This window comes from Chryseobacterium sp. HNCC26DJ238, from assembly GCF_057180465.1.
Map to the genome: position 1 here is coordinate 72,969 of NZ_JBXUGI010000010.1, position 24,737 is coordinate 97,705.

Here is a 24,737-nt window from a genome sequence, read left to right on the forward strand (position 1 = left end):
TTTAAAAATGATACAAAGTGATGAAATGCAAATTTAGTATGTCTGATCAAATTTTAATATAAAAAAGACTGTACTTACTGTTTCTTATATTCTAAGCCGTTGAACAAGTTCCGTTACTTTCTCAACAGTAAGATCAATTTCTTCAGAAGTGGTTAATTTTCCCAGGCTAAAGCGGATCGAGCTTAATGCATCTTCGTCAGATAATCCTATCGCTTTCAGCACATGTGAAGGAGTATTTGTCACCGCAGAACATGCCGAACCGTTCGATACGGAAATATTCTGCAGTCCGATGATCATCTGCTCAGCGTTGACTCCTTTGAAACAGATGTTTGAAGTATTAAAAACCCGGTTGAAAGGATTTCCGTTAACAGCAGTGTTTTCAATTTTTAAAAGTTCTTTCTCAAGCCAGTCACGAAGTTGATTAATTCTGTTCCGGTCGGAAATCATCTCTTCCCTGGCAATTGTGCAGGCAGTGCCTAAGCCAATTATACCCGGAACATTCAGGGTTCCGCTTCTCATATTTCCCTGCTGACCTCCACCGGTAATCTGTGGATCTAACCGAATTTTGGAATTTTTAGATATATAAAGTGCGCCCACTCCTTTGGGACCGTAAAATTTATGGGCTGAAAACGGCATCAGGTCAATGTTTAACTCCTTTACATCGACCTCTGTTTTTCCAACCGCCTGAGTGGCATCGCTCATCATCAGAGCACCCGATTCGTGGACAATCTTTCCGATGGTGCTGATATCATTCAAAGTACCTGTTTCGTTATTGACCATCATCAGGCAGACCATCAGAGTTTTTTGTGAAACCGACTGTTTTAAATCTTCTATCCTGATATCTCCATTGCTGTCAACATCAAGATATGTTATTTCATATCCATTCTTTTCAAGTGCCATACAGGTATCCAGAACGGCCCGATGTTCGGTAACGGAAGTGATGATATGTTTTCTGTTTTGATTAATCACTCCGCGCAGAGCGAGATTAATGGCTTCTGTTGCACCTGAGGTGATGATCAGTTCTTGTGGATGCGCACCGATCAGTTCTGCCATATTCCAGAGAGCATCATCTACCCCCTCACTGACGGTTAATCCTGCCAGGTGGCTGCTTCCCGGATTTTCAAACAGATCGGTAAAGTAGGGGAGCATCGCACGGACGACCCGGTCATCGGTTCTTGTAGTTGCGTTATGGTCCAGGTAAATTTTTTGATTTTCTGACATGTTGATTGATGATGAATTGAGTTTTTTTAGATCCCCCATATTGTTTGACTGAAAGATGCTGACAACGAAAATATGAGAGTACAGGACTTTCTCTGCGAGCCACAGTAAAATTACCGAATTTATTTTCTACTATAAAAAATGCAGTGAACCTCAGCTGATTTTATTAGATGACAGAAGAAATCCTACTTATCTGTATTCCTTTTTGGAAGTAAAATAAGACGGATCGAAGGGTTATTGGTTATGAATAATCTAAACCAGTCCAGTGCTAACCTGATCTTGCTTCGGAAACTGACCAACGGAATAACATGAATAAACAGCCAGGTAAGCCACGCAAAAAATCCGTTGAAGGAAAACTTAGGCAGATCGACTACCGCATTGAACTTTGAGATAATCGCCATGCTTCCCTTATCATTGTAGGTAAACGCTTTGAGTTCTCCGGAATTTTGCATTTTCTTAAAATTGGCTCCAAGATTTTTACCATGCTGAATAGCAACCTGCGCCAGCTGCGGATGACCTTTTGGAAAATTCGGGTCACTGAGCTGAAGGCTTATGTCTCCGAGCGCATAGATGTCATTCACTCCATTCACTTTGTTAAAAGCATCCACCATTATTCTCCGTCCTCTGCCGATACTTTCCGCAGGTAAGCCTTTTACTTCCCGGCCGATCACACCTGAAGTCCAGATCAGGGTTTCGGTATCGATAGAACTGCCATCAGAAAGAATTACTTTTTTATCAAGATAATCTTTGACCGATACATTCAGAATGATCTTCACTCCTAAACTTTTCAGTTTATTGTACGCCGTTTCCTGTGCCATTTTACTCATAGGGGACAGCAGAGTAGGTAGGGCATCAATGAGGTAAATATTAGAAAGACCCAGTTTGATTTCAGGATATTCTTTTTCTGCAATATATTTTCCCATTTCTGCAAGCATCCCCGCCAATTCAACTCCTGTAGGTCCGCCGCCTGCGATCACCACATTCTGAAGTCGCTGGGCCGTTTTAAGATCCTTATTCCGTGCCGCTTCCTCAAGGTTCAGAAGCATGTGGTTTCGGAGATAAAGGGCTTCTTCAATACTTTTCATGGGAAGACCGCATCGCTGTACATTTTCCATCCCGAAAAAGTTGGACTCGGTTCCCAGTCCCAACACCAGGTAATCGTAGCTGAGGTCACCGGTATCGGTTTCGATTATTTTCTTTTCAGGGTCTACTTTGACAAGACTTCCCATATGAAAATGCACATTTTTATATTCGGCAGTCATTTTTCTGAAAGGATAACTGATATTGGATGCCTGAATGAATGAAGTTGCCACCTGGTAAATGAGCGGCGGAAAGAAATGATAATTATTTTTGTCGACTAAAGTGATTTTGAAGCGGGTGTCATTTTTTAGAGACTGGATTAGATGAATACCGGCAAATCCGCCACCCACGATAATAATATGTTTTTTCATAATAAGAACATTCCATTGGATGCTGTTATCTCTTCAACAATAAGACCAAAATAAAGGGAGATCATAATCTGTCAGGCAAACTTTTTTTAAGGGAAATAAATATTTCAGCCTGTCGTTTTTAAAAAAGCAAAGTTTTTTTAAAATAAGAAATAATTGAGTTTATAAAGCTAGCTTCATCAGCGGCTATGCCGCCCTTCTTTGCTCCTTAAAACTAAAGCAGTCTGCATAATAAAACTTTGCGTTAAGAAAATTAAACTCTGCAATTACTTATGAGCCAGGATTTACTGGGTTTAGATTCTTCCGGAAAGACAAACTGTGCGCTGACAGTAGGTCTGTTCAGTGGATACTTGAAAATAAATTACAGGTTTTCATTTTAATAATTCTGACAGCCTCTATGTCATTTCGGAGGAATCTCAACAGCGAATTTTAATAAAGTTAGATTCGTCATAAATTAGTCAGTGATTAGCGTTGCGTAAAACCTTATTCTATAAATTGATTCTGTTATTTTCTAACGCAAAGTTTTATTTAAATAACGCATCATTAAATGAGCAAAGAAATTGAATCAATAAAATTGATTCTTATAAAGCGAGCTTCATCAGCGGCTTTGCCGCCCTTCTTTGCTCCTTAAAACTCAGCGGATTTTATGATAAAACTTTGCGTTAAGAAAATTAAATTCTGCAATTACTTATGAGCCAGGATTTACTGGGTTTAGATTCCTCCGGAAGACAAACTGTGCGCTGAAAGTAGGTCTGTTCAGTTGATACTTGAAAATAAATTACAGGTTTTCATTCAATAGTTCCGACAGCCTCTCCGTCATTTCGGAGGAATCTCAACAGCAAATTTTTAATAAAGTTAGATTCATTGGAAATAATCAATGATAAGCAGTGCGTAAAAACCTTACTCTATAAATTGATTCTGTTATTTTCTAACGCAAAGTTTTATTTAAATGACGCATTATTAAAGGAGCAAAGAAATGAAATCAATGAAATTGATTTTTATAAAGCAAGCTTCATCAGCGGCTTTGCCGCCCCTCTTTGCTCCTTAAAACTTAGCAGCTTGCATAATAAAACTTTGCGTTAAGAAAATTAAACTCTGCAATTAATGATAAGCTAGTATTCTCTAGGTTTAGATTCCTCCGGAAAGACAAACTGTGCGCTGACAGTAGGTCTGTTCAGTGGATACTTGAAATTTAATTACAAGTTGATTCTGTTAATTTTTAACGCAAAGTTTTACTTAAATACCGCATCATTAAAGGAGCAAAGAAATAAAATCAATAAAATTGATTCTTATAAAGCTAGCTTCATCAGCGGCTTTGCCGCCATCCTTTGCTCCTTAAAACTAAGCAGCATGTATAATAAAACTTTGCGTTAAAAAAATAATTATAAGCCAGTATTTGATTGGTTTAGATTCCTCCGGAAAGACAAACTGTGCGCTGATAGTTGAGTCTGTTTACTATTTAAATTGCTTCTGTTATTTTTCAACGCAAAGTTTTACCTAAAGACCGCATCATTAAAGGAGCAAAGAAATGAAATCAATAAAATTAATTTTTATAAAGCTATCTTCATCAGCGGCTTTGCCGCCCCTCTTTGCTCCTTAAAACTAAGCAGTTTGCATAATAAAACTTTGCGTTAAGAAAATTAAACTCTGCAATTAATGATAAGCTAGTATTCTCTAGGTTTAGATTCCTCCGGAAATCGAAGATTCGATGAAATCAAAGACGAACTGTGCGTTAAAAATTGAGTCTGTTTTACTATTTAAATTGATTCTGTTATTTTCCGACACAAATTTTTATTTTAATACCAAATAATAAAACAGGTATAGAAAATAGATAGCATCAAATGAGCATTTAAAATTTTTAAATAGAACAATAACAAACAACCTCGCTTAATTTAGCGAGGCTGTTACAGATATGTTTTCTACTATAAATCTGAAAGCAAATACAAGACAAATAAAGAAATTTTATTTAATCTTATCATAAATAAGTTTTGTAACCCAAGCTCCGAAGACATAATATCCAACTGTCATAATCTTCTTTTTATTATTTTCTGCTACAGGGGTATCATCTAAACCCATTTTATTGGGAAGGGCAATAGCTCCTACACCTGCCAGCAAACCAGATGTAAAATTATGATTGGTGGCAGTAGTAGCATAATAAAATCCGTTACTGATGATATCACCTGCCAATGTTGCAGCATAAAGACTGTTTTCTCCTGTAATATTAAGAGGAGTGTGATCTGTCATCTTTAACAGTGCTTCTTCACCCAGTTCGTTAATGTGGGGTACGTTGTCAAAGTTTTTTCTGATGGTCTCGTGTAAGATATTCAGGGCAATTGCGCCGCCGAGACCTGCTAAAATTTTCTTATACATAATAATATATTTTTATAGTGGTGAGTTGATGTGCATTCACTGAATTAAACAGATATAGTCTTTCAAAATTGAGACCAATACCATTTTTTATAATTTTGATTTTTTTGTATCTGAAAACATTTTAAAATTAAAAACGGATTCTTCTGTTTTCAATTTTGAGGATATTCTTTCCCTCCATTTTTTTGACGGTACGGATCACTGTTTCTACTCTAAGTCCGGTCAGCGAAGCAAGCTCCTGACGGGTCAGTAAAATTTCAAACGAATGGGGCGTTTTATCTTCATTGAAGCTTTTTAAATAATTGAGAACTCCGATGAGCCTCACCTCAGGATCGAGAGATGAATTATTCTGAAGCATCAGGAATTTCTGATAGAGCCTTTCCGCTAAAAATTTGTTGATATCAAGAGAAATCTGATGATGGTCATCCAGCAGTCTGAAAAAATTTTCTTTTTTGATTTTTAATGCAGTGGAAGGAGTAAGCGATATTGCATTGACCGGATAAGATTCATCGATGAAAAGCATCAGTTCGCATACACTCTGTCCGGTGGTCAGAATTGTTTGGATAAATTCTTTTCCGTTTTCATCTATATGATTCAGTTTTACACGTCCTGAAGTCAGCTGATAATAGCATCTCGGCTTACTGCCTTCTGTGAAAATGATTTCTGATGGTGAAAAAGTATCTTCTGTAGCTCCGTATTCTATAAGTAATTTACTGTCAATTAACATAGTTTTGTAATGTGAGTCTTGGTTATTTATCTGATTAATATGATAATTTTGAAATTTTAATGATGTTTCGGAATTTTTCAGGCATTATTGCTATTAAATAAGGTGCTAAATTCCAGTCTAAGATTTATGTATTATAAAATATATTACCGTCCTTAATTAAAAATGTTATATACCAAATGTATACCAATTCAGCGGGTTAAAAATCTATTTTTTGATAGAATATTTCACTTCATATGATCCTGATCATAGCATCCCATTCCCTTCTTCAACTACCTTTGAATCTCACATCAATCTCATAGATGTGAGATCAATCCATTGTATTGCACCGCAACGTGCAATACTTTATTTTTTAATTAAGAACCAGAGATATATTCGATCAATGTTAGTCAGTGAAGAATTACTCTTTCATTACGGAGGAGAGCTGTTACATTTCAGTAAAAATGATTTTATATTCAGAGAACTTGAAACCCCGAAATTTTATTTTCAGATCCTGAGCGGAGAGGTCAAGATCAATAATTACCAGCAGGATGGTAAGGAATTTATCCACAGTCTGCCATCTTCGGGTCATTGTGTAGGAGAAACATTTCTGTTTTCTGAATCACCTTACCCTGTCAATGCAGTGGCCATGAAAGAAAGTAAAATTATCAGGGTCATCCGGTCAAAATTTTTTGAACTGATTGACAGTGATTCCGGTATCCTGAAAAAAATGTACCATTACACCGCAGAGCGTATGCGTTACCGTTACATAATGATGAATCTCATTACAACATCAGACCCCGCTCAGAAGATTATCGGTCTAATGGATTGCCTAAAATCATACCATAAAAAGACGTGTCCATATGACTATCAGGTTCCATACACCCGTCAGGAAATGGCTTCGCTGACGGGTTTGAGGGTTGAAACAGTTATCAGGATCATAAAAAAAATGGAGAAAGAGAAACTTCTGAAAATCAGTAACAGAAAAATCTTTTACTAAGTTTTTTTTCTGGCGATCATGCATAGATGGGATTGAGCAGGGATTCAGTAATTGTTTCTGCAGCGGTATCACAGAAATCAAGACCTGAATAGTCAGGGTTGAGTCCTCCGATGTAGGCGACCGACATGATATACAGTTTTTCTCTGACATTTCCGTAAGAATCAAGTGACTGGAAATTATCATTGATGCTCAGGCCTTTTACCTGCAGATAATAATGATTATTTTCTCCGGCTTTGACCATCGTATTACCTTCCTGCTGCAGCTGGACTGCTTCTTCAGGGTTTTTAAAACTAAGATAGCCGGTGCTTACGGCTCCCTGCTGTTTCAACCCTTCAAAAGGAAGATCGTTGAAATTCATGGCACGCTGACCTGTGGCATCAACGTACATCTCATAGGTATATTCCTGAGACTTACCTGCGTCATCCTTATATCGGTAAACTGCTCCCTGCTCAGCGTAAGGCTCCACCGTACTTTTTTTATCAACATTGTAGAGATTGATTACCCCCGCATCATACAGGGCGATTATTTCCCTGTATGATGACTGGGGAAGTGCTGCAATGATAATGGAAATCAGGGGCATGAGGGTAGTCGTAAGTCTCAGCATATCTTCTGCAGAAAAATGTTTTGCAGGATAATTCATTGCATAACTGAATGATGTCAGGGCTTCTTTCCAGGTGATGGACTGATGTCTTCTTATTGACTTTTCGGCCTCAGCATATTCAGCTTTGAAGAGTTCGAAACTGTCCAGTTCCCTGCGGAGTTTCATCATCTTTTCTACAAATTGTTCAATACTGAGGTCTTTGATCTTATCATAAAACTGAGGATCTCTTTTCTGAACGACCAGTTTGAAATTTTTTTCAAATACATAATCCAGGTCTACAAATCCACCGTGATCCTTTTTATAATTATAAATCTCTTTAATTGTCATTTTCCATTGGGTGGAGTAGGCTTCATCTTCTGAATGAAACCTGAGTGCAGGCAAAAGACCGCTTAGCGAATAAAGGTCAATTTTAAAATTTTCTGATTGCGGATGAAGGGTATACCGCACCTCACCATGATGATTCTTTGTAAAAGATCCGTTGAGACGCGATAAGGTTCTGATAATATCCACTGCAGTAAGTGATGCCCCTTTTACTGCGACAGGATGATTGGTAGGAGTGCTGAATTTTGAAGGAGGATAAGGTGAATCATACCAGCCTTTATGCTTTCCTTCGAAAGACTGAGTCCAGTGATGCCCGGTGCACAATACTATGATATCTGCATGGTGCCTGTTTCCAGAAGCTGTTATGACTGAATATGAATGACCATGATCTGCTTTAATATCTTCAACCGCTGTATTTGTGTTAATTATGACATCAATGCCTGCTTTTCTGGCAAGTTTAATATATGTATTGAATTGATTTTCAAGATATTTTCCCAGTACAAGTCTCGGAATCACCTGATCTCTGTTAATTTTACCTGCAGTAAAGTATTCTTCAAAACCTTCTATAGTATGATGACTGATAAACTCTTCAATATCATTATAAAGTTCAGGAATTTCATTGGCTGAAACATTGGCTACATGCTCTTTACCGGATCCTGAAGGTCCGTAGGGCATACCCATACCCAGATTTTCGTTTTTTTCGAAAATGATGACGGAGGTAGGCCTGATCTTTTTTGAGACCAGATGTTTCAGGAAAAATAAAGCGGCAGGACCTCCGCCGATTAGTGCAATAGTTTTTGAGTCGATATCTGACATGGTAAATATAATTGATCTCATTTATCTCAAAAGCTGTACCTAAATTTTACTGCATATTCATAAAATAAATAATTTTTTATGATTTCGATCACAGCGTGAGATAATAAGTCATCTGAAAGAGGAGATTTGAACAGATATGGTCTTATGTCAGTCTTGTTGTATTGATGGCTTTTACCCATTCCCCATGGTCGCATCTTGTACAGGTGTGTTCTCCCGGTTCCAATGCTTCGGTATGGGCACAGTAGGTACAGGCATAAATATCTTTTGTAATGATACGATTAATCTTTTCTTTATAACGTTTCGGAAGGATTGGTAATCCGTAACTGACCTGATCATTTTCATAATAATAAAAACTTATATTACCTGTCGTTTCGAGGATAGCTGTCTTTACCTGTCCGATATGTTCTATAGATTCCTGTCGCATTTCCGAAAAGAACTCGTCCTTGGCAAACGTATGGTCTTTTTTCACACCCAATACGAAGTTGCCGTTTTCGATGACATAAATAGGTTCCCCTTCAATGATGTTTTCGAACTTTTCACTCTTGATTGCAAAATAAGTAATTGAACGGTACAGCATAATAATGGCTGCAAAAACAATAATTGAAGGAAGTAAAGGCGCATCCTGGTTGAACATCGGGTCGCCTGCCGCAGAACCTAATGCAATAATAATAGCCACTTCGAATAGAGAAAGCTGACGGACCCCTTTTTTTCCGGAAAGCCGTAAGACCAGTAAAACCATACTGAACATAATAAGGGTACGGATCACAATTTCCAGGGCAAAGCTGAAATCAAGGTCGCCGATAAATATTTTATTCCAGTCCAAATTCATAATATTTTAATTTAATCAGTGATTTTACAGATAGGTGAGTGTCTGTTGAGAAACAAAACTGATTACAAAATTCCAGCCATTGACATAAAAATGGTTTGACACTGGTTGTATTTTAATCTTAAAAAGATATTTTTCTTTTTAAACAGAATTAAGAATAAATTATGGTTTCATCAGCTGTAATGGTACGGCTGTTGCAAAGACAAGGATACACTAACTTAAAACATATTATTATGGACAGTACTAAAACAGTTTCAGTTTTAAACGATTTATTAAACATTACCAATGACAGAATCGAAGGGTTCAGTAAAGTGGAGGACAAAGTGTGGGAAACCCATTCTCCTCTGAAAAGTGATTATGATCAGATGGTCAGAGAATCTCAGGAAATGAGAGCAGATTTGATCGGATTAATCACAGAAAGAGGTGGTGAACCGGATGATACTTCATCAACAGCAGGGGCAATTCACAGAACATGGATCGACGTAAAAAATGCTTTCAGCGGGGATAACCCTGAAGCGACATTGGAAAATGTAGTATTTGGTGAAAAATCAGCTATTGCAGCTTACCAAGAGGCATTACAAAGTGATAAACTGTGCCCTCAAAGTACAGTTGTTGTTGCAGATCAACTTGAACAGCTGAAGTCTTCTTATGCAAAATTCCACAGTTTAGAGAAATAAATAAAAAAATGAATAGCTAATTTGTTCTTTATTTATCATATTATAATCCTGAAGGCTTGTCTTTCAGGATTATTTTATTTGACTTATTCCTATAGGTTAACATAAAAAGTGTAATGATGTCCTAAAAATCAAGTATTAAAATTCCCTTCATATGGAGGGGTTGGCGAAAATTCGTCAGAATTTTTGACGGGATGGTTTATACGCAAAAGAGGATGTTACTCGTCACTTCGAATAGGTTTTGTAAAAAACTATATCGAGAAGTTTGTGATTCAAATTTGTAAGTAATTCACGGGTTCTCGATACATTTTTCTCCGCTTCGCTGCAAAAAACATTCGAACTGACGGTGCGATCTTGTTTCGTATAAATAGGACGTCACTTCGAGTAGGTTTTGTAAAAAACCGTATCGAGAAGTTTTTGTTTTAAAGACAAATTTTGTGCGGTTTACGGGTTCTCGATACATTTTTCTCCGCTTCGCTTCGAAAAACACTCGAACTGACGGAGCTCGAACTGAGGGAACGACTTTGGTTCGGGTAGACAGGACGTCACGTCGAGTAGGTTTTGAAAAAATCGTATCGAGAAGTTTTTGTTTTAAAGACAAATTTTGTATGCGGTTCACGGGTTCTCGATACATTTTTCTCCGCTTCGCTGCGAAAAATACTCGAACTGACGGAGTTCGAACTGAGGGAACGACTTTGGTTCGGGTAGACAAGCGTCACTTCGAGTAGGTTTTGAAAAAACCGTATCGAGAAGTTTGATTTACCAATATTTTGAAAATTGTTTGGGATTTTTAACGTAAACAACATCGCAAAGTTTTTTGACGATCCTGAAAATATTTTCCGTTCGCTAAGGCGTTTCACTCAGCAAAGGCAAGATGATTAGTATAATTTTAATACTTCTGTAGGATTCCTACTTATCCTTAATAATGTTTTCAAGTTTATCAGCCATCTCTTTTTGCTGTAAAAGCATACGCTCATACAGCTCAACTATTTTATCGATTGGGTTAAATGTGCATTTTATATTTTCAGCAGTACTTCCTACAACTGATTCATCACCTATTACCAAATCCTTTCCTGACTCATTTCCTATAGTGGAATCGTCTCCCACTGTAGTATCATCATTGAAGGTATTGGTAATAATACTAATGGCTTGTTGGTCATTAAAATTCTGAAAAGCTTCTACAGGTATTTTAAGAACTTCAGAGATTTTTTGGAGCAAAGAATTGTCAATCATTTCTTTTTGTTCGAGAAGGGAGACTTTCCTTTGGTTCCAATCTTCACCAAGGTCAAATGCTAAAGCTTCCTGTTTAATTCCCAGCATTTCCCTGAATCTTTTGACGTTCCGTCCCTGATGTACTTTGTGTTCCATGTATTTATTTTTTCCGAGTGATAAAGATACAGCCATTCTGATAACTGTACGAAAAGTAAAGTTAAAAATTATCGGGTAAAAATCCTAATGTAAACTTTTTTAGGGTGTTGTTTTGGAGGGTTTTTAACGCTACGGTCGCAAAGTTTTTTTACCATCCTGAAAATATTTTTCGTTCTCAAGGGCGTTCTACTCAGCAACGGTGAAACGTTTTAATTATTCGAGATTAACGCAAGGCTAGACAAAGTTTTTTTCAACAGCTTTCCGCTTTTAAGATAAACAAAGGCGTAAACTTAACCATGAAAGACAAGGTGAAAATTCAATCTTTCAGTTACATTAAAATTACCGTACAGTTTGTCATTCTGAAAGAATCTCAACATAAATTTTAACGCAAGGCTAGACAGAGTTTTTTTCAACAGCTTTCCGCTTTTAAGATAAACAAAGGCGTAAACTTAACGATGAAAGACAATGATTCTACCCGTCATTTGGAGTAGGTTTTGAAAAAAAACGTATTGATAAGCTTGTGATTCAATGGTTGTCAGTAGTTCACGGGTTCTCGATACATTTTTCTCCGCTTCGCTGCAAAAAACACTCGAACTGACGGTGCTCGAACTGACGGTGCGATCTTGTTTCGTGTAAATAGGGCGTCACTTCGAGTAGGTTTTGCAAAAACCGTATCAAGAAGTTTGTGATTCAAAGGCTGTCCGTGGTTCACGGGTTCTTGATACATTTTTCTCCGCTTTGCTGCGAAAAACACTCGAACTGACGAAGTGACTTTAGTTTAGTGTAGAAAAGGCGTCACTTCGAGTAGGTTTTGCAAAAACCGTATCGAGAAGTTTGTGATTCAAATTTGTAAGTAGTTCACGGGTTCTCGATACATTTTTCTTCGCTTCGCTGCGAAAAACACTCGAACTGACGGAGCTCGAACTGACGAGGCGACATGGGTTTGAGTTAAAAGGGCGCCACTTCGAGAAGGTTTTGAAAAAATCGTATTGAGAAGTTTTTGTTTTAAAGACAAATTTTGTGTGCGGTTCACGGGTTCTTTATATGTTTTTCTCCGCTTCGCTGCGAAAAACACTCGAACCGACGGAGTTTTCACTGTAGCAAAAACTTTCAATCATCAAGAAGTGCAAAGCTTAAACTAACCTACGAATTACAAAGAAAAAAGACAAAACATAAAATGTTTTGCCTTTCAATATTAATAAAGTGATGGTGTCTTTTTTATTGAATCGCTTCGGGCGATTCTGAAGAAATGATTCTCTGATCATTTTCTGTAACAAATGTAGGGATGCTGATTCCATCATGCAAAACATCGTTGTAATGATTTATGAATTTGTACAGGAAAATAAACGGAAGGTGAATCAGATGTATTTATAATGGTATTTTAAATAAAAATATTCAAACAAAATAGGATTATTGTTCTTATGTTATATTGTAAATATTTATAAATAAACAGTCGTAAATAAATTTGAATTTTAGATTATTGTACTTTCCTGTGAATACATGCAGAGGATAATTATAATATCTCAGCGGGCATACCATTTGTACAACAATGGGTATATGAAAAATAAAAAACCGGGTTACCTGAATTTTAATCATGCAGATTATCCGTGGAAACCAAATATTGATTACCGAATACATCCTGAGTTATACCGTGTCGGAAAAGGGGAGCAGGGTGTGCTGATTTGTGAACCTTATAAAAGTGAAATCGGGCAATATTGGCGTTTTAAAACTGAGGACATCGCAAGGGAAAGCTCATCAAAAATTGTATGCCTGTTTGAAAATTATCTCGATAAGAATGATTTTGTAGGTGCTGATATGGCAAGGAAATATCTGCAGATGGGTTTTACCAGAGCCCGAAGGTATTATAATTATAAGGGAGGTAAAAAATATGATGCCGACAATGATTATCAACTTTTAGATCGTGAAACCGGAGATCCGGAAAAAGGATTGGCTGCAGCAGTTTTTTATGATGAATGGAAAAAGGCAGAGGCAAATCCTGTCTACTCTGAGATGAAGAAAAAATGGAAAAAAGAGATTGGCTGATAAAATGTTGCCGGTTGAAAAATGAAAATAATTTCCAGATTTTTTTAAAAAGAAATGGTTCAAAAATCTCAGTCATCAAAAAGAGCCTGATCTGAAATCAGGCTCTTGCTAAAAATGTATTTTTCTTTTTATTTTTTATGGCTGTCCGCTTCCGCCTGCAGATCCATAAATCTGTCCGCTGGCAAAACTTGCATCATTGTCTGCAAGCTGAACAAATATCGAAGCGAGCTCTGCAGGTTGTCCTGGTCTTCCCAATGGGGTGTCATCACCGAATTTTTCTATATTTTCCTGGGTCTGTCCACCGCTGATTTCCAAAGCCGTCCATACCGGTCCCGGCGCTACGCCATTGACACGGATTCCTTTCGGACCTAATTGTTTTGCCAGAGATTTTACATAACTCGTGGTAGCAGCTTTGGTTTGTGCGTAATCATATAAATCAGGTGAAGGATCATAAGCCTGCACTGAAGACAGTCCTATAATAGATGATCCAGGTTTTAAGTGGGGTAATGCTGCCTTTGTTAACCAGAATGGGGCATAAATATTTGTTTTCATTGTACGTTCAAATTCTTCCGTACTGATATCAAGAATAGATTCGTGCGTTTTTTGGTGGCCTGCATTATTTACCAGGATGTCCAGACCGCCTAATGCTTCAACTGCTTTCGAAATAAGCTCATTACAGAATGATTCTTCACGGAGATCACCGGGAATGGCTACTGCTTTTCTGCCTTCTTTCTCAATCAGCTGAACAACTTCCTGTGCGTCTGATTCTTCATCAGGCAGATAATTGATTGCGACATCAGCACCTTCCCTTGCGTATGCAATAGCAGCTGCGCGTCCTATTCCTGAATCTCCTCCTGTAATCAGAGCTTTTCTACCGGTTAATCTGCCTGAACCTCTGTAAGATTCTTCTCCGTGATCGGGTACAGGAATCATCTTGCTGACCAGACCTGGGAATGGCTGAAACTGTCTTTCAAACGGCGGTCTTGGGTATTTTGTAGTAGGATCTGTAAGGTTTACTTTTGAGTTATCGGATGTAAACTGATTGTTTTGTTCTGTATTTTTATTTTCCATCTGAAAATTTGATGTCGTATTAATTATTAATGTGATAATTGCCTATTTGCTTTTGTATTCTTCGATTTCTTTAAACTGATGATAAGACAGTTTTAAGCTGTGAAGCTGTTCGTTGATCAGGTCGAAAGTCTGCGGCGATAAATAGCCGTCATCAAGAACTTTCTGATAAGCATCCATCGCAGCTTTTTCACCGAAAACTACATTCGATAAGGTTGATTCTTCTACACTGCCTATGGTAAAAGAGTTTTTGATATCAATCCATGTTCTGTGCAGGGATCCTGCAGTGGAAGTGGAATCGTTTGGAGTGCCGTTGTTTTCGGTAATGAGATTGATGAGTTCATTTTTCATCATTTTGGATTGGGAGATCATCCTGTCATATTCGTCTTTGATATCCGGATATTTTTCCCAAACTTTTCCTTCTACTTTTCCAAATCCTTCAATGCGGTCATTGGTGATTTGCAACAGATCGTTAAGCACTGCAATTGTTTTTTCATTTTCCATAATAAATTTGTTGTGATGATAACAATAAGTTACAAGAACCATGCCTGCAAAACGAAATTAAAATGTTTATGGAAAGTGTGGTATCTTCAGCTGTTATTATAATTTAGACCTGTAATTTTGAAAACTATTGCTGAATAAATACTGATTATCTGTCATTTTATTATCCGATTTATTGTAATCAATCTTCAATATAATACAAATTATAGTTTTTCATGTTAAATTTAGTTAAAAAATGAATCTAGATTCATAATGGCATGATATTTCCTTAACGTTTTGTTCTCATGTTTAATTGAGTTTTCATGGTTATTAGTTTTTATCCCCGGATTCGTCCGGGGATTTTTATTTCTCATTAACTCAATTTTATTATACATTGAATGCTTCAGTTGAAGAATTTGTTTAAATCATTATTGTCACATTGCTTTCTTTTCTTTTCTTTTCTTTTCTTTTCTTTTCTTTTCTTTTCTTTCTTCATTATTATAGATCATGACAGTTTTGAAATTTTTCAGTTGATGGTATTGCAAATTTTGAGAGAAGTATTTTTTAGTGAAAATGTAGAAAAAACTATTTATTTTAAAAATATATTTTTTAAAATTTTGAGATAAAAATTTATAATTTTCAAATTTTAATTATTAATAATTTTATAAAAAAAATATTAAAATTTTATTATTTTTTTAATTAATTATTTTTATTTATGAAATTTATTTAAATTAATAGATTTTTTATTAAATATATTATATATATTTGTTTGTCTAAATGATTGAATATTTAGATAAAATAATATTATTATGATAAAAATTTTACAATTACTATCTATTATGGTTATAATGGTTAGTTCTTCAGTAATCGCTCAGGCACCAGTGCTGGGAGCAACATTAAATTTTGCACTTTTCTCATCAAACGGTGCAGTAAGTAATACGGGATTGTCACAAATTACCGGCGATGTCGGAACGAATAACGGATCAAGTACCAATTTCGGAAACGTAGATGGGGTAATGCATGATGCGGACGGTGCAACTGCTATTGCAGCCGCCGCCTTAACCGTAGCCTATAATCAGCTGAACGCAGCAATTCCCAACTTTTTTCCTGCTCCTCTTTTAGGTAATGGTCAGACTTTGACTGCAGGTACTTATTTAATAGGGCAGAGTGCTACTTTAAATAATGTACTGACTCTTGACGGTGGAGGAAATGCCAATTCTGTCTTTATCTTTAAGGTTCAGGGAGCTTTTTCTTCAGCATCAGGTGCACAGGTCGTTTTGACCAACGGAGCTCTTGCCTGTAATGTATTCTGGAAAGTGGAGGGGCTTGTAGATTTGGCCGCCAATACTTCAATGAAAGGTACTGTTATAGCTAATAATGCAGCTATAGTCCTGAACACAGGAACTACTTTAGAAGGTCGTGCTATGTCAACCACAGGAGCTGTTACGGTCTCCGGAGTTACTGTAAGAAAGCCAATCGGGTGTGGAAGTGCTGTATTGACAGGACCTGCTCAGCCGGTACTTAATTCGGTAGCATGTTATACTATTTTTACGGGTAGCGGAACGGTTATGAATACCGGGATTTCCCTGGTTACCGGTGATATTGGTTCAAATGCCGGTCTTACAACAGGGTTTGCTGCCGCTAATGTAACCGGAACGATCCACTCTAATCCTGATACTTCTACCGCAGCATGTGCTTTGGATCTGAATAATGTATATACTTATCTGAATACGCTTCCTACAGATATTCAGCTGCTTTATCCAGCTGCCTTCGGACAGAACCTGGTTCTAACTCCTCATACGTATCTTTTGAATGCGGCTACTGTTCTTAACGGTGCTGTGATCTTAAATGCTCAGAACAATCCCAATGCAGTTTTTGTAATTAAAATCAATGGAGCCCTTTCAACAAGTACTTATGCTTCTGTAGTTTTACAAAACGGAGCCCAGGCTAAAAATGTATTCTGGAAAGTTGACGGTGCGGTCAATCTTAACGATTATACAAACTTCAAGGGGACTGTAATTGGTAACAATGGGGCTATCAACTTAAATATTGGTACGACCATCGAAGGTCGTGTGCTAAGTACGACCGGTGCGGTATCAACAGTAAGTATCAATGCCCAGATGACTCCGGGATGTACTACAGGTTCTTTGGCTGTCGGATCAGCTGTGCAGAAGAAAGATGCTGTCGTAGTGTACCCTAATCCATTCTCGTCAGTTTTAAATATCAGCCAGGTGAATCCGGGATCAGATTTTACCCTGTTTGATGCTGCCGGAACAAGAGTATTAGGAAAAGTATTGAAAGAAACGTCTAATACAATCCAGACAAATCTTCCTGCCGGAATTTACTTTTATCAGATACAGAGTAAAGACGGAAAGGTACAGTCCGGAAAACTTATATCGAAACCATAAAGATAACTTATTATCTATATACAGAAAGTCTCACCTTGGTGAGACTTTTTTGTTTTTTTATAGAAGTAAGTGTTTATTTTTCTTATTGCAGGAGATGTTTTGAGTGTTTGCCCGAAACGATTGACAGTGAAGGCAACCATACAGAAGATAACAGAGAAGATTCAGAATGTTGTTTGGGTTCATTACTATTACTGATACTTCATGACTTTACGAGATTTTACTCATTTCATCAACCAGTAATTTTACCTGAATCGGCCGTTGTTTTTTATCAACATCTAATTTGTTGTAAAGTCCCGTTTTAACGATAACCATATTTTTTTCAGGAACCATAATAATAAACTGCCCCAAAAATCCGTAGAAGAACCGATGTGGAACAGTATGGTCATTATCAGCCCAGATATTGTAACAGAAGGCATCGTTTTCCTGAGTCGGTGCATATAATTTCCTGCAAAAATCTTTACTGAGAAGCTGCCTGCCTTCCCAGTTTCCCTCCTGCATAATCAGCTGTCCTATTTTTGCAAAATCTCTTGCACTGGCATGTATACAACAGAATGCTTTTTCGACTCCTTTTTCATCGGTGCTCCATTTTGCGGGATATTCCATTCTTAAAGGTTTCCATAATTTTTCAGACAGGTACGAAGCTAAATCCTTACCTACAGCTTCCCGTAAGGCTAATCCCAGAAGCTGCGGGGAAACGCTCTGGTATTTGTATTCCTTTCCCGGCATTTCGCTGACTTCAATCTTAAAAGTCTGTGCTGTCAGATCATCAGTGAAATACTGTTTTGAGTTTTCTGCAAACGGATGATGATATTCTTCCTCCCAGTCGAAGCCTCCCTGCATCGTCATCAGGTGTCGAAAGGTAAGAAATTTTCCGTAACGGCTTTTCTTATAATCAGGAAACAGGGTTGATATCAGTTGATTTTCAGATTCAAGATATCCGTCTTCTATAGCAAATCCGGTCAGGATGCACAGGATTCCTTTGGCCATAGAGAAAGAATTTATCAGTGAAGAAGAGGAGTGTTCTTTCCAGTATTCTTCATAAATCAGTTTATTGTCGCGTGTAACAATAATAGATGAGGCCCTCGTTTTTTTAAGATCTTTCATAACCGCTTCCGGAAGAGGGTAGTTATTGATGGACATATCTTTTTCCCATGGTTTTGGATCACCATTAGGGATTGTATGAGATGGAAATTTTTCTTCATCATCTGTTGACGGAGTCAGTGGTCCTTTTTTCAGGTTAATGCCAATTGCTTTAAAAATGTAACCATATCCTGAAAGGTAAATTGCTGTAACAGCTGTTCCTGCTAAAATCGCAACCCATATTTTTTTCATATTGATGCTTGTGAATGCTTATAAATTTAAATATTTTACAGGATCTCTGCAGGATCTGATGTAACGTCGATGGGTTCCAGTTCTGTATTGAAATGTACTGTTTGAGAATGATAGACCGGGCTGTCGCAGCCTTTAATGATGGACTCCTCAAAAGATTGGAGATCAAGAACTCTGAATGTTCTTTTAAATACGGTCAGCTTTTCCGTTATCATGTCCATGACGGCAATCTGCTGAAATGTACCCTGTAAAGCATTTCTTGTCCAGACCGGTATTGTTAATAACAATCCGTTCTTTTCCCAGACCGGAGGACCGCCGCACCAGTCGCGCAGTTTTATTTTTACACCATCTGATGTCTCTACGCAACAGGGGCCTCCGAGCGGAGCTCCCATTGCAATTTCATTTAGATTATAATAAACTGCTTTGTAAAGGCCATTTGGTGATATCATCGACTTTTCGGTATTGCAAAAGTTCCAGGGATTATTTTTTCGTTGATTCATGGATTGATTCAGGTTGCATAATAAGATCATTTAAACTTACAAAATATTATCCGATTGAAATACGAGGTTATTTTTTTAGGTTCAGTCAGTTTTTGATTCTGAAATTTACCTGTTCCACTGAATAAATCATCAGGGATGAAAATATATTATTTAAGGATATTCCAGTCATAAATTACTATGAACTAATATTATTTTTTTATTTCACAGAAAGTATTTCACAAAATTCCTATGGTTTAATTAAACAGATACTTATGCCGGTTATATGATAAAATAGTTTTAAGATACTGTTGTATAGTTAATTAGGTTGTGTTTGATTTTAATTGATCTTAGTTACCTGCTTAATTTATTTGTTTATTGTAATGTATAATGAGTAAGTTTTATATTTTTGTTAAAATAAAATGAGAATAAACGTGTTGTAAAAATTAATTTTTTTATAACATAAATACGATTATTATGAAATTACTAAAATCGTTTTTGCTAAGGTCATATGATATGATTTCGTACTACGGCCTGGGAGAGGATGAGTCACATGATGACAGAGATTTTGTCATTTTACTTAACAGGTATATTGTTTTATGTTTCGTGATTATCATATTTCACAGTTTTTCCAATATTATTTTTTTAGGACTTACAAAAGACAGTGTGTTTTTATTTGTGTTCTCTATGATCCTTCTCTTTTGTTGGTTTTCATTCAGTAATATAATAAGGAAAGGCTACTTTATTTCTGCAGTTTTAGTCATCTTGACTGCTGTTGTAACCTATTATTCTTCTTTTTGTGGTGTTGAGAGCGGAATGTATCTTTTTTATTTTCCTCTTCTTTCATGTCTGCCTGTTTTCTTCAGTTTTAAAAAGGATAAAATTTCAGCAGTTTTTATTTTCGTTCTGATTATTGTAAGTCTGTATGTATCTGCATTCACAAATTTCACCCTCGTAGAAAAAAATCCTTTTTTAGGAACTTATGCCCATCAGTTACTTATTATTAACATCAGCAGTATTTTGCTGCTTGTTGCAGTCAACTTTTTTTTTATTGCTGAAAAAAGAGCTGATTATTTTTTTATTTTGTACAGGAACACTTTGAGGAGGGAGCAGGTCGATGATCTCAATAAAGAGGTGATCAGGCTCCGGAAATTACTGAATCAGGAAGATTTTTCAGAAACAAAAATCGAAGAGCTTATAAAATCCTTACAGTTGAATGATGTTATCTTTATTCAAAATTTTGAAAAATTATTTCCTGATTTTTTTATTGAACTAAAACGCCTGTCCAATGTTCCGCTGACTACTTCTGATCTTAAATTCTGTGCAATGCTGAAATTGGGATTTTCAACCAAGCAGATTGCGCTTTATACAAAATCTACCATCAAATCTGTTGAAAGTAAAAAATACAGACTCAGAAAAAAAATCGACATTCCTTATACAGACGATTCAAAAATCTGGATATCAGCTATTTAATTTTATTATAGGTTTTTACAGATCTCTCGGTTACACGTGTGAGTGTAAATAAGGGGGTGTGTTTTTAGTTAGGAATGTTTTCTTAAAATAGTTTTGCGGTAAATTCTTATTTGTCGAAGCACATAGATCTGAGAAATACTTTCACGCAGAGAATTAACCTGGGACCGTATTTCGGAAGAATTTTTCATTGATCAGAAAGTAAACTTTCTGTTGTCAGCATAAATATCTACTCAATATTTTACTTTTTCTGCTGATATCTATTTATTGATATAGATCAATATCTGAATATTGTGCTGTTTATATTTTTGTAAATATAGTATTAGAATGAATGAGTTTTAAATAATTCATTTTTTAAAACACAATTATGATGAAATTTTTAAATTTGCGATTACGGAGATTGTATGAAGTAATTTCTTATTACGGATTGGATGACGATGAGTCACAAAATAAAAAAGATTTTATTATTTTACTTAACAGGTATGTTGTTATATGCTTCCTGATATTTGTAAGTCACAGCCTCTGTAATCTTATATTTTTAGGAATTACAAAAGATAGTATTCTATTATTTTTTTTTTCAATACTGCTTTTTTTCGCACGGTTTCTGGTAAATAACAATGTAAAAAACAGATTCCTGATTTCCTGCGCACTGGTGATTTTAACAGGTATCGTTACTTATTATTCTTCCTTTTGCGGCGTTGAAAGCGGGATGTATCTTTTTTATTTTCCTCTTATTTCCTCCTTACCTGTCTTCTTCGGTTTTAAAAAAGACAGGTTTTTAATGATTTTCCTATTCATTTTTATGCTTCTAAGCTTTTATCTTTCGGCTTTCACAAACTTTACTGTTGTGCAGCGAAATCCTTTCTTAGGTGACTATAATAACACACTGCTGCTACTGAATATTACGGATATTTTACTGCTTCTCGCTGTCAATCTGTTTTTTATTTACGAAAAAAGAACTGATTATTTTTTTGTACTGTATAGAAACACATTAAGAAGAGAGCAGATAGATCATTTAAACAGCGAAATTACAAGACTTCGGAAATTACTCAATAAAGAGAATTTTTCGGAACAGAAAATTGAAGAACTGATCAGATCATTACAGCTTAACGACGTTATCTTTATTGAAAATTTTGAAAAACTGTTTCCTGATTTCTTTTTGGGATTACAGAATATTACTTCGGCTCCTCTGACAATTTCTGATCTTAAATTCTGTGCAATGCTGAAACTTGGTTTTTCAACAAAGCAGAATGCAATTTATACAGGTACCACCATTAAGTCTGTAGAGGGCAAAAAATACAGGCTGAGAAAAAAACTTAAGATATCAGCGGATTATGATTCAAAAACATGGATGTCGGCTCTATGATAAGGTGGGACAGATACTTTATTTACCCATGATTATGAATTCGAGGATGTGTTTTTAGTAAGTAACAGTCCCTTGAAATAATTTTGTAAAAAAATCTTACAGCAGAGGCATGTTTTTGCATGGAGTCAGACTTAATTTTCGTTAAACAGTCCGTGGCTGAATGAGAGTTAAGTGAAATTAAAAAAAACTGATATATAGATACTTAGCATTAACCAATACCCTCACTTTCACTCTTAAGAGATAACAAGAGGGTGATAAATTGAAATTATTCTGTTTCATTAAAATATCTTTGTACCAATCTTTTATCATATAATAAGATTTTGAAAATTGATAGGTCAAGACGATTTTAATGATAATAAATTCAAGGTTCAATCAATCATTTATTTATTGTATTAAAATTTGAGAGAAGATACTCTCTGTGTATTTTCTCATTTTCTTTTTTTGCAGACCGCAATTCTACTAGAATAAAAACAGCAATATATATTAAAAAATAAAGAAGTAAATACAAAAGTTGAGGAAGTCAACCTGGAAATTACTTTTGAAAATTACACTGATGATAGAATGTTACCTCTAACAAGTAAATTTCCCATAATTGTAATTCAGGACGCAACCAAATGTGATCTTCAGCTATTCATTTTAAAAAGGTCGAAAATCAATTTTTCAGCAGGTTTTGAAGAACGTGTTGCATTTTATAAAAACGCTGTTTCAAAATTATATTTGTTCAAATTAAATTTTCAAATAATACGCCCGCCGCCCGGGCTTCTGCATCTTCACAAAATAACAATCTGAGTTCAGATAATTAGACTTAGAAAAAATCAATATAGTTAACATATAAAAAAAAATTGATGAGAATAATAAATAATTTTTTATTGCTGATAGTCCTTATAAATATCAATATATTCGGACAGGTTGGTATCAATACAGATAAACCGGCTCAATACTCAGGACTACATATTTCCGAAAGAATTGATCCCTCAAGTGCAAATCCTGATAAATACAGTGGTGTCCTGATTCAGCGTTATACAGAAGCCCAGAGGGATGGGCAGCTTACACCAAATATGAATAATGCACAAAACAGTATGCTTATCTACAATACAACAGAAGATTGTTATAATTACTGGAATAATATTGAGCAGGAATGGAAAAGCCTTTGTGGTCAGTTGGGTAAATCTCAATTTACTTTTGACTGTGCAGGTATAGAGTTAAGAGGAACTTACGTCGAAGGCAGAGAGCTTACAGCGTCTAATTATCTTTCAATTCCTGTAACTGTTACCAAAGCAGGGGAATATACTTTTCTAGCAACAACTACCAACGGTTACAGCTTTTTTGTAACAGGTACTTTCCTGAATACAGGTTCTTATACAATACAGGCAGTAGCTCAGGGAACACCATCAGTTGTTCAGACGGATAATCTGGAAATCAATGCAAATGGATTAGATGTAATCTGTACACCGACAAAAACTGTTACTGTACTTTCAGCTGCAGGTACCTATACCATGAGCTGTAGTCGCGCCACCGTGAACGGAGTTTATAAAGTAGGTACAGCACTTACAGCAAATAATACCATTACTTTACCTATGAATGTAACGGCGTTGGGCAGCTATACCATTACAACAAATACCGTGGATGGAATTTCATTTAGTGCTTCAGGTACTTTCACGGCAGCGGGAGTCCAGAATATTACACTACAGGGGACCGGAACACCCTCTTCCACTTCAACCAAAGTACTGACAATTACATCAGACAGTCAGGGAGCGGTATCTACAACCTGTAATGTAAATATCATTGTTGCTGTACCTGTAAAAAAGATTGTTCACGTAAGCTATAATAGTGATTATGGTTTTGCAGCAGGTCAAAAGGCTGCATATAATTTACTGAATTCTCCTCAAAACTTCGGGACATTAGCAACAAGTTTAGTCAAGACAGAGGGATTTACTCATGTAAATGTAACTTCGGCAGGAGGACTTTTAACACAGCTGAATGCGGTGGAAAAGCCTGATATTGTAATTATAGCTGTCCATTATATCATTAATGCCGCAGAAAGAACAGCTTTGGTAAATTATCTTAATCAGGGAGGTGTTCTGATTTTAATGACAGATAATGCTAACGGTTCCGGTGAAGTAACTCCCCATGTGAATGTTTTGAGAGATGTATTTGCTTCTCCGGCAATCACTTATTCATCAATATATTCTGCAGGTGCGGTATATCCTCTGATAAATCAGAATGATAAAATTTTAAATGGCCCGTTTGGTGATATCAGGGGGAAACATTGGGGTGAAGATTCATCCTCGACTATTATGCTTCAGAATGTTCCGTCATCAGCGATAACTGCCTATTCAGGAGGTTCAGCTATTAACTCGACAACGACTAATAATGGTGTTACTATGTTTAAGCATAATTCTCTGAATTTATTTTGGATTGGTGATGGTGGTTTCCTGGCAAATTTCTATGCAAACGGAGAGTACCCCGGATTTACTGTACAGCCATTTGTAACTGATTCCAATAATTTTCCATTATTAAAAAATTATGGTTTTGCCGGGAATGGTTATTCAGCAGGAAGTTTGCAGGTTTATAATTCAGTATTGTTTGCAAACGTTATGGCGTGGGCAATCTAACAAGCGGAATTTCAAGGTATAAATACACAGTAATTAATAAATCTTATTAAATATTGAAAGCTTGATCAAATAAGATTTTAAAGATGCGGGATAGTAATGTCCCGCATCTTTTATTTTCTGTACAGTTCAGCAGATAATAT

Annotated in this window: 18 protein-coding genes; 7 read left to right on the forward strand and 11 right to left on the reverse strand. The window is 36.2% G+C overall.

Features of this window, described 5'->3' with window-relative positions; translation table 11 throughout:
* Positions 1-84: 84 nt before the first annotated feature.
* The 4 genes from AC2A07_RS11070 to AC2A07_RS11085 all read right to left on the reverse strand — a co-directional run bounded on the left by AC2A07_RS11070 (position 85) and on the right by AC2A07_RS11085 (position 5,760).
* Positions 85-1,260, reverse strand: coding sequence for a cysteine desulfurase family protein (locus tag AC2A07_RS11070; protein WP_484050446.1), 1,176 nt, complete (start codon positions 1,258-1,260; stop codon positions 85-87).
* 143 nt (positions 1,261-1,403) lie between these two features.
* Positions 1,404-2,669, reverse strand: a complete 1,266-nt coding sequence (locus AC2A07_RS11075) for an FAD-dependent oxidoreductase (protein ID WP_314498802.1) — start codon at positions 2,667-2,669, stop codon at positions 1,404-1,406.
* 1,959 nt (positions 2,670-4,628) lie between these two features.
* The gene (locus AC2A07_RS11080) at positions 4,629-5,036 is read right to left on the reverse strand and encodes a hypothetical protein (RefSeq protein ID WP_484050447.1); all 408 of its coding nucleotides are present in this window, start codon (positions 5,034-5,036) and stop codon (positions 4,629-4,631) included.
* A 127-nt stretch (positions 5,037-5,163) separates the two neighbouring features.
* Entirely contained in the window at positions 5,164-5,760 is a 597-nt protein-coding gene (locus tag AC2A07_RS11085) for a Crp/Fnr family transcriptional regulator (RefSeq protein ID WP_314498798.1), read from the reverse strand.
* A 379-nt stretch (positions 5,761-6,139) separates the two neighbouring features.
* Between AC2A07_RS11085 and AC2A07_RS11090 the strand changes: the two genes are divergently transcribed.
* Positions 6,140-6,736, forward strand: a complete 597-nt coding sequence (locus AC2A07_RS11090) for a Crp/Fnr family transcriptional regulator (RefSeq protein ID WP_484050448.1) — start codon at positions 6,140-6,142, stop codon at positions 6,734-6,736.
* A gap of 16 nt (positions 6,737-6,752) precedes the next feature.
* Here AC2A07_RS11090 and AC2A07_RS11095 read toward each other — a convergent pair whose 3' ends face one another.
* Positions 6,753-8,474 (reverse strand): FAD/NAD(P)-binding protein, encoded by a 1,722-nt coding sequence (locus AC2A07_RS11095; protein WP_484050449.1) that lies wholly within the window; start codon positions 8,472-8,474, stop codon positions 6,753-6,755.
* Positions 8,475-8,616: 142 nt separating this feature from the next.
* Positions 8,617-9,303, reverse strand: a complete 687-nt coding sequence (locus tag AC2A07_RS11100) for a DUF421 domain-containing protein (protein ID WP_484050450.1) — start codon at positions 9,301-9,303, stop codon at positions 8,617-8,619.
* A 230-nt stretch (positions 9,304-9,533) separates the two neighbouring features.
* Here AC2A07_RS11100 and AC2A07_RS11105 point away from each other — a divergent pair, with 230 nt between their 5' ends.
* Complete coding sequence (locus tag AC2A07_RS11105; protein ID WP_484050451.1) at positions 9,534-9,977, forward strand: ferritin-like domain-containing protein; 444 nt, start codon at positions 9,534-9,536, stop codon at positions 9,975-9,977.
* 906 nt (positions 9,978-10,883) lie between these two features.
* On the opposite strand, the gene AC2A07_RS11110 is transcribed toward AC2A07_RS11105, so the two are convergent.
* On the reverse strand, positions 10,884-11,342 hold the full coding sequence (locus AC2A07_RS11110; RefSeq protein ID WP_484050452.1) for a helix-turn-helix domain-containing protein: 459 nt from the start codon (positions 11,340-11,342) through the stop codon (positions 10,884-10,886).
* A gap of 1,557 nt (positions 11,343-12,899) precedes the next feature.
* Here AC2A07_RS11110 and AC2A07_RS11115 point away from each other — a divergent pair.
* On the forward strand, positions 12,900-13,385 hold the full coding sequence (locus AC2A07_RS11115) for a DUF4385 domain-containing protein (protein WP_484050453.1): 486 nt from the start codon (positions 12,900-12,902) through the stop codon (positions 13,383-13,385).
* 135 nt (positions 13,386-13,520) lie between these two features.
* Here the strand turns inward: AC2A07_RS11115 and AC2A07_RS11120 are convergent, their stop codons facing one another.
* Together AC2A07_RS11120 and AC2A07_RS11125 are read right to left on the reverse strand one after the other, a co-directional pair.
* The gene (locus AC2A07_RS11120; protein ID WP_484050454.1) at positions 13,521-14,456 is read right to left on the reverse strand and encodes an SDR family oxidoreductase; all 936 of its coding nucleotides are present in this window, start codon (positions 14,454-14,456) and stop codon (positions 13,521-13,523) included.
* Between the two features lie 42 nt (positions 14,457-14,498).
* Positions 14,499-14,957: a PA2169 family four-helix-bundle protein gene (locus tag AC2A07_RS11125; RefSeq protein ID WP_484050455.1), complete on the reverse strand. Its 459-nt coding sequence runs from the start codon at positions 14,955-14,957 to the stop codon at positions 14,499-14,501.
* 785 nt (positions 14,958-15,742) lie between these two features.
* Between AC2A07_RS11125 and AC2A07_RS11130 the strand changes: the two genes are divergently transcribed.
* Entirely contained in the window at positions 15,743-17,341 is a 1,599-nt protein-coding gene (locus AC2A07_RS11130; RefSeq protein ID WP_484050456.1) for an ice-binding family protein, read from the forward strand.
* Positions 17,342-17,548: 207 nt separating this feature from the next.
* On the opposite strand, the gene AC2A07_RS11135 is transcribed toward AC2A07_RS11130, so the two are convergent.
* Complete coding sequence (locus AC2A07_RS11135; protein ID WP_484050457.1) at positions 17,549-18,673, reverse strand: serine hydrolase domain-containing protein; 1,125 nt, start codon at positions 18,671-18,673, stop codon at positions 17,549-17,551.
* Positions 18,674-18,708: 35 nt separating this feature from the next.
* Positions 18,709-19,170: a hypothetical protein gene (locus tag AC2A07_RS11140; RefSeq protein ID WP_484050458.1), complete on the reverse strand. Its 462-nt coding sequence runs from the start codon at positions 19,168-19,170 to the stop codon at positions 18,709-18,711.
* A gap of 453 nt (positions 19,171-19,623) precedes the next feature.
* On the opposite strand from AC2A07_RS11140, the gene AC2A07_RS11145 reads away from it, so the two are divergent.
* From AC2A07_RS11145 to AC2A07_RS11155, 3 genes are all read left to right on the forward strand, one after another.
* Positions 19,624-20,619, forward strand: coding sequence for a helix-turn-helix transcriptional regulator (locus AC2A07_RS11145; protein WP_484050459.1), 996 nt, complete (start codon positions 19,624-19,626; stop codon positions 20,617-20,619).
* A 364-nt stretch (positions 20,620-20,983) separates the two neighbouring features.
* Entirely contained in the window at positions 20,984-21,982 is a 999-nt protein-coding gene (locus AC2A07_RS11150) for a hypothetical protein (protein ID WP_484050460.1), read from the forward strand.
* 845 nt (positions 21,983-22,827) lie between these two features.
* Positions 22,828-24,597: a hypothetical protein gene (locus AC2A07_RS11155; RefSeq protein ID WP_484050461.1), complete on the forward strand. Its 1,770-nt coding sequence runs from the start codon at positions 22,828-22,830 to the stop codon at positions 24,595-24,597.
* The last annotated feature ends 140 nt before the right edge of the window (positions 24,598-24,737 follow it).